Source organism: Marivita sp. S2033 (assembly GCF_046592965.1).
In the GTDB taxonomy this organism is placed as follows: Bacteria; Pseudomonadota; Alphaproteobacteria; order Rhodobacterales; family Rhodobacteraceae; genus Marivita.
Window position 1 is genome coordinate 144,788 of sequence record NZ_JBISBV010000001.1, and the last position, 15,343, is coordinate 160,130.

Here is a 15,343-nt window from a genome sequence, read left to right on the forward strand (position 1 = left end):
AAGTAATTTCACGTGATATGAACTGCAACTCATCTCACCATCTACTAATTTCCACATTGCACCTAATATTCTGACAACTGTGTAGACAACTTTTCTCTAAGCTGCGCTGCACTTTCCACCAATCCGGTCGCAGTTGGTACAGTTATAAAATTAGCGTTGTTGTCCTTTTGACTATCACCTGTTTCAGAAGCTTTGTTGCTTTCCGTGGCAGAAAAAACAAGCGAACTTTCTGATAGATCAAGGGCAGTTGCAACTTTTGGAAGGCGATCGGTATTTTTGGCCAAACCGGGTAATTTGTTCCAAAACGCCCGCGCCGCTTCAGTAAATCCTTCATCCATGAGACGAAGCAATATTTTCTCCACGATTTTTGGATCGACATTTTCGTAATGCGAAATATAAGCGGAGCCAATTTCCAAAACCGAAACAATATCTGCATTTTCGACTAAACGATCGAAGAACTTGTTAAAAGCATTCAGCTTAGAAAGCTCATCCAGGTATTTATCGTCATGCAACTGCAGGAAAGCATCAAAATATCGACCGCTCTGCATGAATGAATCATGCTCTGCGTTCCATGTTTCACTTGCAAATTCCGTTCCTCTTGTCGCGACAGCCACAGCGGAAAGTTGATCAGGATCCACAACCGTATTTCGATCATCTCTGCCGTCAGAAGGACCCATAATCCCGCCAACTAAACTCAGTTCGTTATTGTGATGATCTCTGATGCTCTCCATTGCTGAAGAAGGTCGCTGATCTAAAATACGCTTTAGTTTCGGATACAAATGAAGTTTCAGTCCTACAGGTAGAGCCTGGAATACCGTTAGCATATCAAGAATATTCTTGCGCGCTATTTCTTGATTCGACAGATCCTCTTGAGCCGCCCATATCAGCGTCGAGAGTGGGCTGCACGTCTTGTTCGCATCGCCGACGCTAATGGCCTGAAATTCGCTAATTACTGTTTCGATTGAGGTAATTTGATCTTCCGTTAAGCCCTCGTGAAGTAGTGAACTAAGTACAGATCGCGCCTCCGGCACAAGACCGTCCGAGAGATAACTTGCCAGATGCTCCAGCACGCCCTCGACATTAGGCTTAAATATATATTTATCAACTAAACGTCCATCTTCGCTATACGAGGACTCGATGTAATCCCATAGAAACTCGTGAACTTCGCAAGCGAAATCCGCGTTATTACGCGTGGAATGCTCACCCGCCGAGAGAAGATTCACTTGGTTCAAGTCATCTTCAACACCTAAAATACCGTTAAATTTTTGCAAAGTCGAATGTTTCGAAAGCGTTTGCGACAAATTTGAAGAAATCGCCCTCGCGATGGAGTGGTCGAATTTAATATGATCAGGGAGATCGAACGGAGTGCGGTTTATCAGCGAGTCATAAAGAAAGAGCTCCTCCATTTTTGAGACATTAATGCCATTACTTTGTTCATCATGATCCTCATCATAAATGTCGATCACCAACAATCTTGGCGTACTTCGCCAGATATCGGTACGGCAATCACAATTCAGTACCAACTCAAGGAACTGCTCTGTCAATTTAAAGCTCAGTAGCCGGTCGCCAACTAGTCGGTCGAACATCTTTGTTGTATCAAGGTCGCTCAGACGAGGCTCGATCACTAGCTTCAAAATACCCGAATCCCCATTCTTCAACTCAAATTCCGAAATCTCATCAATCGTGGATACTGTCAGGCGGGTGAATCCATCGTGCTCACCGCCAAGCACCGCCCCGGTTTTAGCCTGGGCTGAACCCACAACAATCAGGAAGAAACAAACAATTTGCGCCAAGTAAAGATTACGCATGGGTTTTGAGATTTTTCAAGGCCTCGTCCAACTCACTAAAATCTGGTCGAAAATGATGTGGAATGTTTTGACGCGCAACTTCAAGGCAGATTTTGGGCGGATGTTGGTGCATATGTGAGACAAGAACTTCCTTGATCGTGCGATAAAAATTTATATCATCATCTACTGTAGCCTTTAGTTTTATTGCAAACGGAGCCACCAGACAATACGCCAAAAACACACCTAGAAATGTTCCAACCAGGGCGCCACCAATCAGTTTCCCCAATACCTCCGGCGGCTGGTCGATGGAGCCCATTGTCTTGATTACGCCAAGCACTGCTGCCACAATTCCAAGTGCAGGCAAACCGTCCGCAACTGATTGCAGACCGTGCACAGAATGCTCCCGATGATGCTTGGTCTCGTCGATTTTCTTATCCAAGAGCTCTTCAACCTGCATTGGATCATCATAATTCATCGAAGCAGACCTTAGGGTATCACAGATTATATCAAGAGCGGCTGCGTCATTTTGAATTTTGGAGAATTGAGAAAAAATACTGGATTCGCTCGGTTTGTCAATGTGCTCTTCCAAAGCAACTGGGCTTTTACGTGCGATCGAGATCAGCTGAAAAAGTAGCTTGAGCAATTGATCGTAGTCTTCAGCCTTCCAGTGGCTGCCACGAAACACTTTGAGTGTGTCTTTGCAAGTCTGCTTCAATGATTCAAACGTGTTACCGACGGCAAACGCCCCCACAGCAGCTCCGCCGATAATCATTATTTCGAACGGTAGCGACTTGAGAATGATGCCCATCTTGCCTCCAGCCAGCAAATACCCGCCAAAGACCATTATAAATGTGAATACAATCCCGGCCAGTGCAATCATTTGTTTTCTCCTGGAGATTTCTCTTTTACATTACCACGAATTCGGCATGCAGGGCTCCGGCAGCCTTAATTGTTTTTAGAATATCTATAAGATCGTTCGGAGTTATTCCCAAAGCGTTCAATCCCGTGACGATGTCCGACAAGGTTGTTGAGACTGGAACTTCGGCCAACGAAACGCCAGGAGCATTTTGAATATTGGTTGCAGTGCGGGGAACGACCACAGTGGCCCCTTCCGAAAACGGGTTGGGCTGTATGGCTATTGGCTCCTCTTGCACCGTGAGAGCAAGGTTGCCCTTGGAAACCGCGACACGCGAAACGCGCACGTTTTCGCTTATAACAATCGTTCCTGAGCGTTGGTCGACGACTACCCGCGCGAGCGTGTCCGGTTCAATGCGCAAATTTTCTATTTGCGCCATTAAGTGCGCTGGCGATCTTTGCGATGTTTCGCTTAGGCTTAATAATATCGTGCCAGAATCCGACATTCTTGCAAGATTGAAGCCCAAAGCGGTATTGATTGCCCGCTCAACACGCGAAGCGGTTGAAAAGTCTGGCGATTTCAGAGCGATGGTCAAAGTTGACATGTCTCCGAACTGAAACGCAATCTCACGCTCGACGATTGCTCCCGAGGGTATGCTCCCAGACGTTGGGACACCTAGTACCGTTTTGCCAGCATCGCCCTCTGCAACAACACCGCCGGCGATGATCGATCCTTGCGCAACCGCGTAGATTTGACCGTCCGCTGCATTCAAGGGGGTCATGACCAACGTTCCACCACGCAAGCTGGACGCGTCTCCTATGGCAGAAACCGTGACATCAATCTTGCTTCCAGCTCTGGCGAACGGCATTAGTTGGCTGGTAACAATTACCGCTGCAACGTTCTTAGCTCGAAACTGCTCACCAGTGACGTTAACTCCCAAGCGCTCTAGGATATTGGACATCATGTCTTCGGTAAACGGAGAGTTTCGCAAGCCATCGCCGGTACCATCTAGGCCGACAACGAGACCGTAACCCACAAGATCGTTATTTCGAACACCCTCGAAATTGGCCAGATCTTTCAAGCGTACACCCTGAGCGCTTGCCATGACGGGTAGCGCTATCATCACAACTAGAATCAGAAGTGCCCTCATCTCAGATACTCCGCCAAAGATGTTTGGCTTTGGCGAGCCGCAACTCGATAAAAGATCTCCAATTGCTGTTGTGCCATTTCGAATTTTGAAATTTCTTCAAACTGGTCAGTCGCAATAAGACTTAAGCGATATGCATCAAGGCGCGCAATTTCAGTTTCACTGCGTGTTCCGGCATCCTTGATCGCAGCTTCCGCCAAACCCACGTTGCTGCGCTCTTCTATTAAAGATTGGTTCACCGTAAGAAGTTCGACGCGGCTTTGGATCTGAAGTTCTTTGCGGTCATCAAGGGATAATGTAAGCGTAGGGTCGCTTGCCAACGCCGCTTTTGCCAAGGCTTTCAAACTGTCTCGGACAACATTCCCATCGGCGCGCAAGCCGAATGTGATGGAAGCTTGAGCGTCGAGAGGAAGTGTAAGAAATCCAGTATCCGAACCTTGATATATCCCAGTTTCATAAACTCCGCCTGGAGCATCGAACCATGTGTCAATTGCGGTTATGACATCGTTGGCAGTCGTTGCGCCAGTTATAGACGCGCGAAGCCAGTCAAGAAGAACGTTTCCGTCTGGCAGCGGCATGGTATCCGTGGCTGATCCCGAAAAAAAATGGCGGCCAGATATCTTCGTATTCATAGTAGACACGGTAATCAGAAAACTTTCCAACGCCTTATTGGACAGCGTCTGCAGTTCGCTGGTAGACGCCAATTGACTGGTTAAACTCAAATCTGACGTCAATGTCTCGATATTTTCTTGAATGTGCCCGAGCGATACTTGAGTCGCTGTCGCGAACACGGCGGCTTCCGAAATGTTCAATTTTTGTTGATGCAAAAGAGTTGATTTACGCTCGAGCAACGATAGCGCCATCGTGGCTCCGCCAAGATGTCGAGCCTTGTCACTTACCAACCCTGTCGTTGCGGCTTGCGCCGACGTATTCGCGGATTGCGAAAGATCGCTCTGAAACCGCTTGGTTGAAATGAATGACGCGAGATCGCCAATGGCACGCATTTGATATTCCTTCAAATTCTGAGAAGTTCTGCCAGCATATCATCCACGACCTGGACAACACGGGCATTGGCTGCATATGATTTTTCCAGCTCGATCAATTTTTGCAATTCTTGATCCGTGTTGACGCCTTCCGCAGCGGCCGCTTGACGAAACTGGTCCAACTGGACGGATGCGAATTCAGACAAGTCGCTCGTACGAACGCGATCTGCAGCAATTTTGCTGCTTAAACCTAGCACGTGGCCAGAGAGCGAGTTTGGCGTCGCTCCGAGTTCGAGCGAACCCGGCACCAGCGATTGCGAGACCTGAGCTCGCAAGTCCATGATTAAACCCGATGTTCCAACGTCTCCCCGTGACGGCGCGTAAAGTCCGTCTCGCCAACGCCATAGGTCGCTCCCCGAAGTCGCGAGAGTGGAATTCAATTCAATCCGTCCCGCCAAACCCGTTTCGTCCGCTGGAGAAAACGGCCCACCTGCATCGGTAAAAACCCCAGGGTCTCCGATGTTTATTGTAGAATCCGGACCACCGGCGCCAAATCGATCGATGAGATCGCGCGCGATTGCATCGATCCGGGCTTGAACAGCTGGCGCCGCAGAATCCCGAAGTTCAAAAGTCGCTGCCAGCCTCCCGCCAGACAAGGGTCCGTCCATGGAGACATCAATGTTCTGACCATCCACACGCAAGCCGGAAAGAAGACCGTTCGAAACACTCATATGCGAGAGCACGGCGGGCTTTCCATCAAAGGTGATTTCAACTGCGCGAGTGTCGATCAAGGTCCGGCCTTGCCGTGTAAACACAGCAACCTCTCCGCTTTCTCGCTCGACGACATGGAGAGGGACAAATTCCGACAGGCGATCCAACTCCATCTCGCGTTGGTCAACCAGTGCAAGCACATCCTGACCAACATGCTTTGCCGTCATGATATTGTGATTCAGTTTTTCGATTTTGGACAATCGGCCGTTCATTTCGTCAACGCTGGCCGCAATGTGCTTTTCCGCGTCGGTTCGCGCCTGTTGGATACCGTTGCTTGCAGAGCGTAGCGAATTCGCGAAACTCTCGGCGGCATAGGAAACGTTTCGCAACCGCGTGTCGGACGAAGGATCAGACGCCGCGGCCACCAAAGCAGTTTCGAATTTCGTCATTTGGTTTGCCACAGAATCCGGGGTATCCACGCTCCCCCAGAGTTGCTCGACGTTGGAAGCGAAGCCGGCAATCGTGCTTGCATAGCCAAATTCTGCGCTGGCCAGTCTTTTTTGATGTGACAAGATCGGGTCGGAATATCGCGTCACCTGCGCAACACGCACACCACCAGACGATTGATTGGCATCTGTGGACAAGACAACTTCGCGTCGCCCAAACCCTTCGTTTAGAGCGTTGGCGATGTTTGCCGATATCACACTGGTGCCGCGCGCATTGGCCGCCAGTCCGCTCATCGCGTTGGAAAGTGCGCCGGAAAGGCTCATGGCATAATCCTTTGTAACTCAAGACATCAGCGTTTGATGTTCGTCGCTTCCTGAAGCATCTCATCGACGGTCTGGATGACCTTTGCGTTGGACGAATACGCGCGTTGCGTACGGATCAACTCGGTCAATTCATTTGCGATATCGGTCGCCGATTCCTCTAGTGCAAAGGACAGAATATCTCCTGTTGATCCGTTTCCGGCATCCCACAGAAAGAAGCTGCCGCTTTCCGGGGTTGGCATGTAAAGTTGGCTCCCCACCGCCGCCATTCCGTTCGGATTGGGAATATCGACCAACGGAACCTGGTAGAGCGTCCGGGTGGTGCCCGTGTCATAAAATGCGTTGACCAAGCCGGTTTCGTCCACTTCAACCGATGTCACCTTACCGACCGGTGCGCCATCGCGGCCGATGTTGAAGGGAGCGAAAATATCGGAGAGCTGTGAGAGCCCCTCGTTCAGGCCAAGACGACCGATGTCGATATCAATTGTTCCACTGGGAGCAGTGATCGACAGGGTGCCGGTCGCTGGATCATAAGGTCCGCCAGAAACGTCGGTGACACCCATCAACGTGCCGCCAAGCGTTCGAGCGTCGTCAAATTGCAGATCATATTGACCAATGATCATGCCGGGATCAGCGCTGTCCGCGATTTCCAGTGACCACAGATTCGACGTCCCGGTCGCCGGAACTGTTGGAGTGAAGGTAAGCTCAAGTGTCTCGGCGCGGCCGAGGTTGTCGTAATATTCGATGGATTGTGTGAGCGGATCACCCGAAGCCCCGGTTTGGGTCTCCGTTGCGGGCAGATTGATGCCGAGCTCAATCCGGGTCGTCGGTTCGCCGCTGAATTGGTTGACGTTTATGCGCACCGGTTCGAGCGCCTCGTTTGTCGCACGGGGATAGTTTGGAATGCTTCCATCGAGGTTGGCTGGCCATCCAAGAAGCATCTGTCCGGACGCCGTGCGCAAGTAACCATTCGCGTCAGTTCGAAAAGACCCGGTGGTGGTCAGGAACATCTGAGGCGATTCCGACCCCGCCAAAACTTCGGTCGCTTGGGCGACAGGAAGAAACCCGCGACCGCTGACCGCAAGGTCGGTCGGGTTCGACGTCGTGGTGATCGCGCTGTTCTGGTCGATGTAGCGCTGAGTCGTGGTACGAACGCCGCCGGCGGTGTATGTTCCGCCGCCAGATGTCACCACCATGGAGTGAAAGTTGGCCTCGACTCGCTTGTACCCTGGTGTCTGGGAATTGGCGATGTTGTCCGAAATCGTGGCCAGACGGGTTGCGTTGGACGCGAGGCCAACGACGCCCGCGCTGAGAGATGAGGAAATCGACATGTATCGCCTTTCAAGAGTGTTGGCTACTTTGCCTGCACAGCTTTAACGCGATGGCTTTAACGTCAGCCTAACGGATAAAATTCGACCTATTTCCCAATCCGCCTCAATACCGAAGATAAATGATTTCCAGTCGGTTGTTGCGCACCGCCATGAGATTATCGACGGCAGGTTCGCGATCACCATGAGCCGTGACACGACGGAGTCGGTCCTTGGGCAAACCAAACTCGGTCAGAATGTCCGAAACGGCAAAGGCGCGCTCGGCTGACCAATCCCAGACCGGGTCTTGTAGCCGCACGATTGGCACCTTTGCGACATGGCCCTCGATAGCGAGTTCATTGTTCACCATCTTACTGGCTTCACGAACGGCGTATGCAATCTCATACATGAGTTTGGTCGGCGTCGCACCGTCGGTGAACAACGGTTCGCCGGGTGTGTCGTAGAATTCCAGCACCAGGCCCTCTTCGGTGACGCGCGTCACGACATGACGAAGCCAACGGTCCTCGAGCATACTTTCGCCGCCCAACCCTAGCAGGACATCCTGCATTTCTTTGAAGGCCTGCTCTTGCGCTGCCTCTTCCTCGGTTTGCTCGGCCCCGCCTCCAGTGGCATCGCCGCTGCTCTCATGCAAGGAACTGGCACCCACACCCATGCGAGGCAACACATCGGCGCCGAAAACGCTGTCTCCCATCATCATCCCATCCGATCCGCTGGAAAGTCGGCTGATCGGTGCGGTTGGGCTGAAATAATCAGCGATACCTTTTCGTTGTTTTTCCGTCGTCGCGTTCAACAGCCACATCAACATGAAAAATGCCATCATCGCGGTGACGAAATCGGCATACGCCACCTTCCAAGCACCGCCATGATGCCCCGCTTCGACAATGATCTTCTTACGTTTGATAATGACTGGCGCGACATTCCTGCCGGTCGCCATACCCCTACCTTTCCTATCACCCCGAGGCGGGTTTAACAGGGGGACGTAAACCTTGGCTTAACACTTAAAAATCTAAGTGTTTGGTGGAGCGCGCCGAGCCGGTCGGTGAACACTCGATCATTCGTGCCGCGGAAATTTGCACACAGAACGCTCAGGCCGTCAGTCTGCGCTGTCATTTCGGGCGCAGTCAGGGCAAGCAGTGCCTAGACTGTCGCGCCATTCTGCGCGGATCGGGCGAATCGCACGTTCCAGAACAAAAGCGCGAACACTGCCGCGACGCCAGCCAAGTTGAAGACCAGCGCGTCTGGCCACAAAGACGCCAAACCCGCAATCAGGCACAATGCGCGCATAAGATAGCCGAACGGCTTTTCCATGCATCCCTGAAGTGCCGCCGACAGTGCATATATCCCGACCACCGCGAACAAAAACACCTGTATCATGGCAGGCCAATCGCCCGACAGAAACGGCGTATAAGCAAACAGGACCGGCACGATATAAAGTCCTTTGGCCAGTTTCCAGCTGGCCACCCCAGTGGCCATCGCCGGGGACTTTGCAATCGCCGCTGCGGTGAAAGCAGCCAAGGCGACCGGGGGCGTCACATTGCTGTCCTGCGATAGCCAGAAAATGATCATGTGCGCCGACAATAGAGCGCTCAGCGCAACTGTCGGTGGCACGACAAGGTCTCGCAGAGGTGCTGCAATCTCGAGCGGAAGCGTCTGGATCAATCCCGCTGCCTCCGCGCGGCTGAGATCCCTGCTCAGCATTTCAGCCTGATCGGGCATTCCGAACAACAGCACCGCCTTGGCGGCGTCGGGCAGTGAACCGGTTGCCAGCTGAGTGATGACGAATTGGTCGCTGATCATTCCGGACAGTGCCGGTGCAGAGAGTGTGGCGAGCACGATGTAGGCCGCTGTTACCGGCAGCCCCATTCCAAGGATAAGACTGGCGAGTGCGATGAGGATCAACGCCACGAGAATATTCCCGCCTGCCCAACTTGAAATCATCAAACTGAAGGTATTGCCGATCCCGGCAGTCGCAATCACGTTCACGATCAAACCGACAGAGCACAGCAGAATCGCCGTCAGGACCATGCCTTTGCTGCCCATCACAAAGGCTTCGTACACAGCCTTGGGGCCCATCGGATTCTTGGTCAGCCAGCTTGATCCGACGACCGCGAGAATTCCAAACACGGCCGCGTAAGTTGGCGTAAAGCCAGAAACCAGCAAGGCAATCAGCGTGCCAATCGGGATAAGGAAACTCGCCCCACCTTCTTTGAAGGCCGATCCGAGCGTCTGTCCTTCGTTTGGCATCGGAGGCAAATTGTGTCGCCGCGCTTCGATGCGCACGAAAAAGGCGACCGACAAAAAATAAAGGAGCGCCGGCAGCGCAGCAACGGCAACGATCTTTTCATAGGGAATCTGCGTAAAACTCGCCATAACAAACGCGCCCGCGCCCATGATCGGTGGCATCAACTGACCGCCGGTCGATGCTGCGGCTTCAACACCACCCGCAAACTTCGGCGCAAATCCGGCGCGCTTCATCAAGGGGATGGTGATCACGCCCGTCGACGCCGTGTTCGCCACGGCTGAGCCCGAGATCGTACCTGTAAGGCCGGATGCGATCACTGCCACGATACCAGGCCCCCCCACCATCTTGCCCGCAACCGCGCGCGCCATGTTGATCACGAATTCGCCCGCGCCGGAGCGGAGCAGAAACGCCCCGAAAATGATGAACAGGAAAACATAGGTCGACGAAATACGTGCAATCGAGCCAAACATCGCGTCGTCGCCGTAAATCGACCGGAACGCCACTGTCTCCACACTCAACCCGGGAAAGGCGAACACGCCCCCGACAAAACGCCCCCAATAGGACACATATGTCAGCGCGAGAATGATCAGGATCGGGATGATAAGTCCGGCCACGCGCCGCGTCAGCTCGATTGCACCAATGATGCAGATCGTTGCTGCCACCCAGTCGGCCGTCGAAAATTTCACGCCGCGGTCGTAAATCGCGTTTTCCGCAAAGGCCAGCCAAACGGCAGACGCCGCGACGGCGATCCCGATGACAAGATCAACGGCCAACGGCGACGCCCGCCCACTTGGCCCGCGCCACATCGGATAAAGCAGCGCTGCCAGCAATGCAAAGCCGGCGAAGTGAAACGCGTTTCGCTCAAGCTCTGACAATACCGGATCGAAGGCCACATAGATATGACCGACGGCGATCACGAAACACATGATCGACAACGCCGTGTCGGCAGCACCCCTGAAAGACCGGAGACGGCCTCCGTCTTCGTCGTCTTCGATCTGTGTCATAAAGGTCCCATCCGAACGTCAGGAGGCCAGCCAATGACGTGCAGAGGCTGGCCGTGTGTCTGGCTTACTTCGCGATAAGACGATCGGGCACGTCTATGCCGACTTCCTGATAGTACTTCAGAGCACCCGGGTGCAGTGGCAACGGCAAGCCAGCGATCGCGCGATCAATTGACATGGCCTTTGTCGCAGGATGGATCGCTTGCAGGAAAGGCAGATTCTCATACATCGCCTTGGTGAGCTGATAGACATGCTCCTCGGGCACATCCGCGCTTGTGGCGAGGAAGTTTGGCTGTGCGATTGTTTGCACGTCCGCTTTCTGCCCCGGATATGTGCCTGCAGGAATATTGAATGGTGTCCACAACCCGCGGTCGGAATCCGCCTGTGCGATTTGCTCGTCGGTAAAGCTCAACAGAGTCACGCTATCCCCTGCCGATGCCATCAACTGGCTGATCGCGCCAACCGGAATACCAGCCGGAATGCCGACACCCTTGACCTGCCCGTTCTGCAACGCCTCGGCCGACGGACCATAGCCGCCGAACACCAGATCGTAATCGGTGTCGATATCAATCCCAAATCCGGAGAGAATCGTTCGGTTCGACCCGATCGTTCCTGAGTTCTGGCTGCCCAGTGCCATGCCTTCGCCCTTCAGGGTAGCCATGTCGGACATGGTGCCGGTCTCGGCCGCATCAGAAGCGATGATGAAGTGCTCGACATTCTGCCACAACATTGACACCGAGCGCATGTTCTCTTGCGGTCCAACATCCTCCAGAGGGCCGGTCCCGGTGGCGGCGTAGTAGCCATACAGGCCCTGCATAATCGCAAACTGCGCCTCATCCTCGCGGATAAGGCGCACATTCTCACCCGACCCGGCGGAACTGATTGCCGCCATGCCGATATTCTGTTTCGGCTCCAGCTTGACCTTGACCAGAGTGGCCAGCGCGACGCCGACGGGATAATAGGTTCCCCCCGTCGAGGCAGTCGCCAGCACATAGGTCACCCCATCGTCCTGTGCCTGAGCAGCCACGCCGGTCATTGCGAGCGTCGCAGCAAGCGCGAATGTCTTGAAATGCTTCATTGTCTTCTCCCTGTTTCGATGCACTTTAACAGCGCTGGGGCCACCTTACGAAACCGATCAAGACTCCGATAGACGCCAATTCGGATTACAAAGAACAGGATTGAAAGGAATGTGTCGACACATTTCCGCATGATAACACTGATTGGAAAGGTGGTGCCCAGGAGAGGACTCGAACCTCCACGGCCTTGCGGCCACTGGCACCTGAAGCCAGCGCGTCTACCATTCCGCCACCTGGGCAGGTGTCGTGTCGCTGGCGTTTAATCTGGTCGCCTGAGGCTGTCAACGCGGTTTTTTTCGCGACGCTCGCTCAGCCCTTTGCGGCAATCGAGCATCTTGCCCATGACGGGCGCGACGGGTACAGGTCGGTTAAGATCTGACCGGGAGCAAGTCTATGTCCAAACTCGTCACAATCTATGGCGGCTCGGGGTTTGTTGGGCGCTATATCGTGCGGCGCATGGCCCAAGACGGGTGGCGCATTCGTGTCGCGGTACGCCATCCGAACGAAGCAATCTTCGTCAAGCCATATGGTGTGGTGGGTCAGGTCGAACCGATCTTTTGCAACATCCGCGACGATGACAGCGTGCGCGAAGCGATGCTAGGTGCCGATGCAGTTGTGAATTGCGTTGGTATCCTTGCGGAATCGGGAAAAAACACCTTCGATGCGATACAGATCGATGGGGCGGAGCGAGTCGCCCGCATCGCGGCCGAGACTGGCGTCGGAAAACTTGTCCATATTTCGGCCATCGGAGCTGATGCGGATGGCAAGAGCACCTACCAACAAACCAAGAGCAAGGGTGAAGCAGCGGTTCTGAAACACATGCCCGACGCCGTGATCTTGCGGCCGTCGATCGTGTTCGGAGCCGAAGACGAATTCTTCAACCGCTTTGCCGGTATGACGCGCTTTGGACCGATCCTGCCCGTGGTCGGCGCGGACACCAAGTTTCAGCCAGTCTATGTCGACGACATCGCCAAAGCGACGCGGATGGCGGTCAATGGCGCTGCTGATCCGGGGATTTACGAGCTTGGCGGGCCCGACGTTCAGACCTTCCGCGCCCTGATGGAAGAAATGCTGTCCGTGATTCGCAAGCGCCGCTTGATCATGAACATTCCGTTCTTTCTTGCCGCGATCATGGGTGGCGTCTTCGATCTGCTCAACAAGATCAGCTTTGGTCTTGTTCCAAGCATGATCACCCGCGATCAGGTGAAGAATCTTCGTCACGACAATGTGGTTGCACAAGATGCAAAGACCTTTGCCGATCTGGGCATCAGCCCGACCGCGCTCGAGGCCGTTCTGCCCGATTATCTGTGGCGCTTCCGTCCCTCTGGTCAGTATTCCGACATCAAGAAAAGCGCGAAGAACCTGACGACATAAGTTGATGCGTCAGAGCGCGTATCAGCACGAACCGAGATTTCAGTGTCGTTGCGCGAGCGCTTCGAGAACTTCGGAATTGATGCAGCCCACGGGTGCAGTGCGCGCAATCCCAGTTTGTCCGCCAAGCCAATGCTTGCAGGTTTCCACCAAGGCGCAGGCGCGGCAAGCGGTTACAAGGGTCGAATATTCCTGCGGCGACAATTGATTGCAGGCCATAGCTTCCGACAGGTTCACACCCATGGTGCGCGCTACGCTGCGGGTCAGCCAGAAATGCAATTCCGGATCACCTAGCTCATTGTTCATCACGTCCATTATCCTTTGCCCATCATTTTGCTTGGACGCTGGTGCTCAATTCGATCACTTCGCAGCCATCGTGCGAAATAGCTCACCGTTCCGGCAATATTCCGGCAGTGACATAACGGTATCCGCACTCTTCAGCATTTTTTTACACGTATTGGGCCGCGTGCACCCGACACAGCGATCCACCGCATCGTCAAGCTGTTCCTGGCTCAATTCGGCGCGCAACAGCATCTCTTGCAGGTCAAGACCCTGCCGGTCGGCCATGCCAAGAACCAGCCGCGTGTGGTCGGCTCTTTTGGGTTCGTCAAACATATCCTCGCTCCCTCTCTTGAGACTTCAAGCGTAGGGATCACGGCGCGGAACGGCCTTGATGCATGTCAAACAAGCGGATTCAGAGCCCGGCTGCAGTCCGACGCACAATCTCCATGCGCGAAGAGTTTGGTGGATGGGAACCAAGAAAGCGGTTGCCGGGATCGGGAATCTTGTTGAAGAACTGCGCGCCGCGCACCGCATCAAAGCCGGCGCGCATGGTGATGATCGTGCCCAGTCGATCCGCTTCGAGTTCGAAATCCTTGGAATACGTCCGAGCGCCCAGTGACGCGCCAATCTGTTCGGCCGATTGCACAGCCGCTTCATTGCCGCCGCCCAGTGCCGTCAATCCCGACAGGATCACCGCACCAACTTGCGCATTCTGCTGCGTGCGCCCCAGATGGCCCAAGATGTGGTGCGAGGCCTCGTGCCCCATCACGAAGGCTAGTTCGTCAGAGTTTTCAACCGACGCGATCAGGGCGAGATTGAACGCCAGGATCGGCCTCCCACTGCGATCGACCGTCTGAAAGGCGTTGGGGGGTTGCCCGGGTCGGTCATCAACGACGATCTGAAAGTCACAGTTCGCACTGGGCGCACGGCGTTCGCATTCACGCTCTGCCACTGGCTCTACCGTTCTGACGACAGACACGAACTGGCGCGCGGCAATTCCTGCGCGATTTCGCGCGTCCTCATCACTCATTTGAGGCGATGCGCCCTGTGGGCGTGACGACGGTGCAGGAGATGTTGTTGGTATCGTTGTGACGTCGCACGCGGTGACCGCCGCAAATCCCAAGACCAATAGCCAGCGCATAGAAAATCCCTCTTACTCTTGGGCCAGAAATAGGACGTTCGCCGTAAACCTGCCAGCCCTCAATTCGAATGGGTGATATTCCGCACATGCGACGTGGCAATCTTTCGAACTGCACGCTAGACTTGCACCATGTTTAGTATCGAACATGAATTCGACGCGACCGTGGTGACCTTGGTGGACGAAGGCGAAAAGCCTTTGCAGGAGGATGTCATTGTCAACGGCTTTGAAGAATGCATCACCGTCGAGCAATACGATCCGCGCTCGGATCGGGTAAACCGCATCACGTTTTCGATGTCTCAAATGCGAGATCTGGCCGCCGCGATTTCGCTGCCTGAAGGCGTTTACTCTCGCGCTGATGGTGGCGACTAGTCCAGCTGAAACCTTATCCCGGCTCTTATGCCCTCGAACCAGGGTAAGGCGCGTCTTGGCGACACCAAGCGCCCTTGCGAGAGCCTCGCAAACGGCCTTGTTGGCCGCTCCGTCCGAAGCCGGCGCTGTCACGACGACCCTGACCACACCGTCGTCCAAAATCACATCAGTGCGTCGCGCTTTTGGCGTCACTCTGACGGCGAGAGATGCACCCGGGATGGCAAGATGGGCAAGGCTGTTCTTTGTCATGCTTTCGCCCTATCACGCGATAACACCAGCCGA

General features: G+C 54.0%; 14 protein-coding genes, 1 tRNA gene and 1 pseudogene. 2 read left to right on the top strand and 14 right to left on the bottom strand.

Features of this window, described 5'->3' with window-relative positions; translation table 11 throughout:
- Nucleotides 1-62 precede the first annotated feature (62 nt).
- The 10 genes from ACGKZZ_RS00685 to ACGKZZ_RS00730 form a co-directional block, all read right to left on the bottom strand.
- A complete protein-coding gene (locus tag ACGKZZ_RS00685) occupies nucleotides 63-1,808 on the bottom strand; it encodes a hypothetical protein (protein ID WP_411221507.1) in 1,746 nt (581 codons plus the stop codon).
- Nucleotides 1,801-2,667 carry a flagellar motor stator protein MotA gene (gene motA, locus ACGKZZ_RS00690; RefSeq protein ID WP_411221508.1) on the bottom strand — a complete coding sequence of 289 codons (867 nt, stop codon included), beginning with the start codon at nucleotides 2,665-2,667 and terminating at the stop codon, nucleotides 1,801-1,803. Before motA ends, ACGKZZ_RS00685 begins: the two co-directional genes overlap by 8 nt.
- Nucleotides 2,668-2,692: 25 nt before the next feature.
- Complete coding sequence (locus ACGKZZ_RS00695; protein WP_411221509.1) at nucleotides 2,693-3,793, bottom strand: flagellar basal body P-ring protein FlgI; 1,101 nt, start codon at nucleotides 3,791-3,793, stop codon at nucleotides 2,693-2,695.
- Nucleotides 3,790-4,794 carry a hypothetical protein gene (locus ACGKZZ_RS00700; RefSeq protein WP_411221510.1) on the bottom strand — a complete coding sequence of 335 codons (1,005 nt, stop codon included), beginning with the start codon at nucleotides 4,792-4,794 and terminating at the stop codon, nucleotides 3,790-3,792. Before ACGKZZ_RS00700 ends, ACGKZZ_RS00695 begins: the two co-directional genes overlap by 4 nt.
- A gap of 11 nt (nucleotides 4,795-4,805) precedes the next feature.
- Nucleotides 4,806-6,254, bottom strand: coding sequence for a flagellar hook-associated protein FlgK (flgK, locus tag ACGKZZ_RS00705; RefSeq protein ID WP_411221511.1), 1,449 nt, complete (start codon nucleotides 6,252-6,254; stop codon nucleotides 4,806-4,808).
- Between the two features lie 26 nt (nucleotides 6,255-6,280).
- Nucleotides 6,281-7,582, bottom strand: coding sequence for a flagellar hook protein FlgE (locus ACGKZZ_RS00710; RefSeq protein WP_411221512.1), 1,302 nt, complete (start codon nucleotides 7,580-7,582; stop codon nucleotides 6,281-6,283).
- A 103-nt stretch (nucleotides 7,583-7,685) separates the two neighbouring features.
- Entirely contained in the window at nucleotides 7,686-8,513 is an 828-nt protein-coding gene (locus tag ACGKZZ_RS00715) for a flagellar motor protein MotB (RefSeq protein ID WP_411221513.1), read from the bottom strand.
- A 203-nt stretch (nucleotides 8,514-8,716) separates the two neighbouring features.
- Entirely contained in the window at nucleotides 8,717-10,825 is a 2,109-nt protein-coding gene (locus ACGKZZ_RS00720; RefSeq protein WP_411221514.1) for a TRAP transporter permease, read from the bottom strand.
- A gap of 64 nt (nucleotides 10,826-10,889) precedes the next feature.
- Nucleotides 10,890-11,900: a TAXI family TRAP transporter solute-binding subunit gene (locus ACGKZZ_RS00725; RefSeq protein ID WP_411221515.1), complete on the bottom strand. Its 1,011-nt coding sequence runs from the start codon at nucleotides 11,898-11,900 to the stop codon at nucleotides 10,890-10,892.
- A gap of 151 nt (nucleotides 11,901-12,051) precedes the next feature.
- Nucleotides 12,052-12,137, bottom strand: a tRNA-Leu gene (locus tag ACGKZZ_RS00730).
- Between the two features lie 154 nt (nucleotides 12,138-12,291).
- Between ACGKZZ_RS00730 and ACGKZZ_RS00735 the strand changes: the two genes are divergently transcribed.
- On the top strand, nucleotides 12,292-13,272 hold the full coding sequence (locus tag ACGKZZ_RS00735; protein WP_411221516.1) for a complex I NDUFA9 subunit family protein: 981 nt from the start codon (nucleotides 12,292-12,294) through the stop codon (nucleotides 13,270-13,272).
- Nucleotides 13,273-13,311: 39 nt separating this feature from the next.
- Here the strand turns inward: ACGKZZ_RS00735 and ACGKZZ_RS00740 are convergent, their stop codons facing one another.
- The 3 genes from ACGKZZ_RS00740 to ACGKZZ_RS00750 form a co-directional block, all read right to left on the bottom strand.
- Complete coding sequence (locus ACGKZZ_RS00740; RefSeq protein WP_411221517.1) at nucleotides 13,312-13,584, bottom strand: DUF6455 family protein; 273 nt, start codon at nucleotides 13,582-13,584, stop codon at nucleotides 13,312-13,314.
- 45 nt (nucleotides 13,585-13,629) lie between these two features.
- Nucleotides 13,630-13,884, bottom strand: coding sequence for a DUF6455 family protein (locus tag ACGKZZ_RS00745; protein ID WP_411221518.1), 255 nt, complete (start codon nucleotides 13,882-13,884; stop codon nucleotides 13,630-13,632).
- 79 nt (nucleotides 13,885-13,963) lie between these two features.
- Nucleotides 13,964-14,692, bottom strand: coding sequence for a M48 family metallopeptidase (locus ACGKZZ_RS00750; RefSeq protein ID WP_411221519.1), 729 nt, complete (start codon nucleotides 14,690-14,692; stop codon nucleotides 13,964-13,966).
- Between the two features lie 129 nt (nucleotides 14,693-14,821).
- Here ACGKZZ_RS00750 and ACGKZZ_RS00755 point away from each other — a divergent pair, with 129 nt between their 5' ends.
- Nucleotides 14,822-15,061: a hypothetical protein gene (locus ACGKZZ_RS00755; protein WP_411221520.1), complete on the top strand. Its 240-nt coding sequence runs from the start codon at nucleotides 14,822-14,824 to the stop codon at nucleotides 15,059-15,061.
- A 12-nt stretch (nucleotides 15,062-15,073) separates the two neighbouring features.
- On the opposite strand, the pseudogene ACGKZZ_RS00760 reads toward ACGKZZ_RS00755, so the two are convergent.
- A pseudogene (locus ACGKZZ_RS00760) lies at nucleotides 15,074-15,310 on the bottom strand (DUF167 domain-containing protein); the annotation flags it as partial.
- Nucleotides 15,311-15,343: the final 33 nt, after the last annotated feature.

Excerpts from the sequence above, each read along its gene's own strand:
- ACGKZZ_RS00685 (WP_411221507.1), bottom strand. The coding sequence starts at position 1,808 with ATGCGTAATCTTTACTTGGCGCAAATTGTTTGTTTCTTCCTGATTGTT.
- ACGKZZ_RS00720 (WP_411221514.1), bottom strand. The coding sequence starts at position 10,825 with ATGACACAGATCGAAGACGACGAAGACGGAGGCCGTCTCCGGTCTTTC.
- motA (WP_411221508.1), bottom strand. The coding sequence starts at position 2,667 with ATGATTGCACTGGCCGGGATTGTATTCACATTTATAATGGTCTTTGGC.
- flgK (WP_411221511.1), bottom strand. The coding sequence starts at position 6,254 with ATGAGCCTTTCCGGCGCACTTTCCAACGCGATGAGCGGACTGGCGGCC.
- ACGKZZ_RS00750 (WP_411221519.1), bottom strand. The coding sequence starts at position 14,692 with ATGCGCTGGCTATTGGTCTTGGGATTTGCGGCGGTCACCGCGTGCGAC.
- ACGKZZ_RS00710 (WP_411221512.1), bottom strand. The coding sequence starts at position 7,582 with ATGTCGATTTCCTCATCTCTCAGCGCGGGCGTCGTTGGCCTCGCGTCC.
- ACGKZZ_RS00735 (WP_411221516.1), top strand. The coding sequence starts at position 12,292 with ATGTCCAAACTCGTCACAATCTATGGCGGCTCGGGGTTTGTTGGGCGC.
- ACGKZZ_RS00715 (WP_411221513.1), bottom strand. The coding sequence starts at position 8,513 with ATGGCGACCGGCAGGAATGTCGCGCCAGTCATTATCAAACGTAAGAAG.
- ACGKZZ_RS00695 (WP_411221509.1), bottom strand. The coding sequence starts at position 3,793 with ATGAGGGCACTTCTGATTCTAGTTGTGATGATAGCGCTACCCGTCATG.
- ACGKZZ_RS00740 (WP_411221517.1), bottom strand. The coding sequence starts at position 13,584 with ATGGACGTGATGAACAATGAGCTAGGTGATCCGGAATTGCATTTCTGG.
- ACGKZZ_RS00745 (WP_411221518.1), bottom strand. The coding sequence starts at position 13,884 with ATGTTTGACGAACCCAAAAGAGCCGACCACACGCGGCTGGTTCTTGGC.
- ACGKZZ_RS00725 (WP_411221515.1), bottom strand. The coding sequence starts at position 11,900 with ATGAAGCATTTCAAGACATTCGCGCTTGCTGCGACGCTCGCAATGACC.
- ACGKZZ_RS00755 (WP_411221520.1), top strand. The coding sequence starts at position 14,822 with ATGTTTAGTATCGAACATGAATTCGACGCGACCGTGGTGACCTTGGTG.
- ACGKZZ_RS00700 (WP_411221510.1), bottom strand. The coding sequence starts at position 4,794 with ATGCGTGCCATTGGCGATCTCGCGTCATTCATTTCAACCAAGCGGTTT.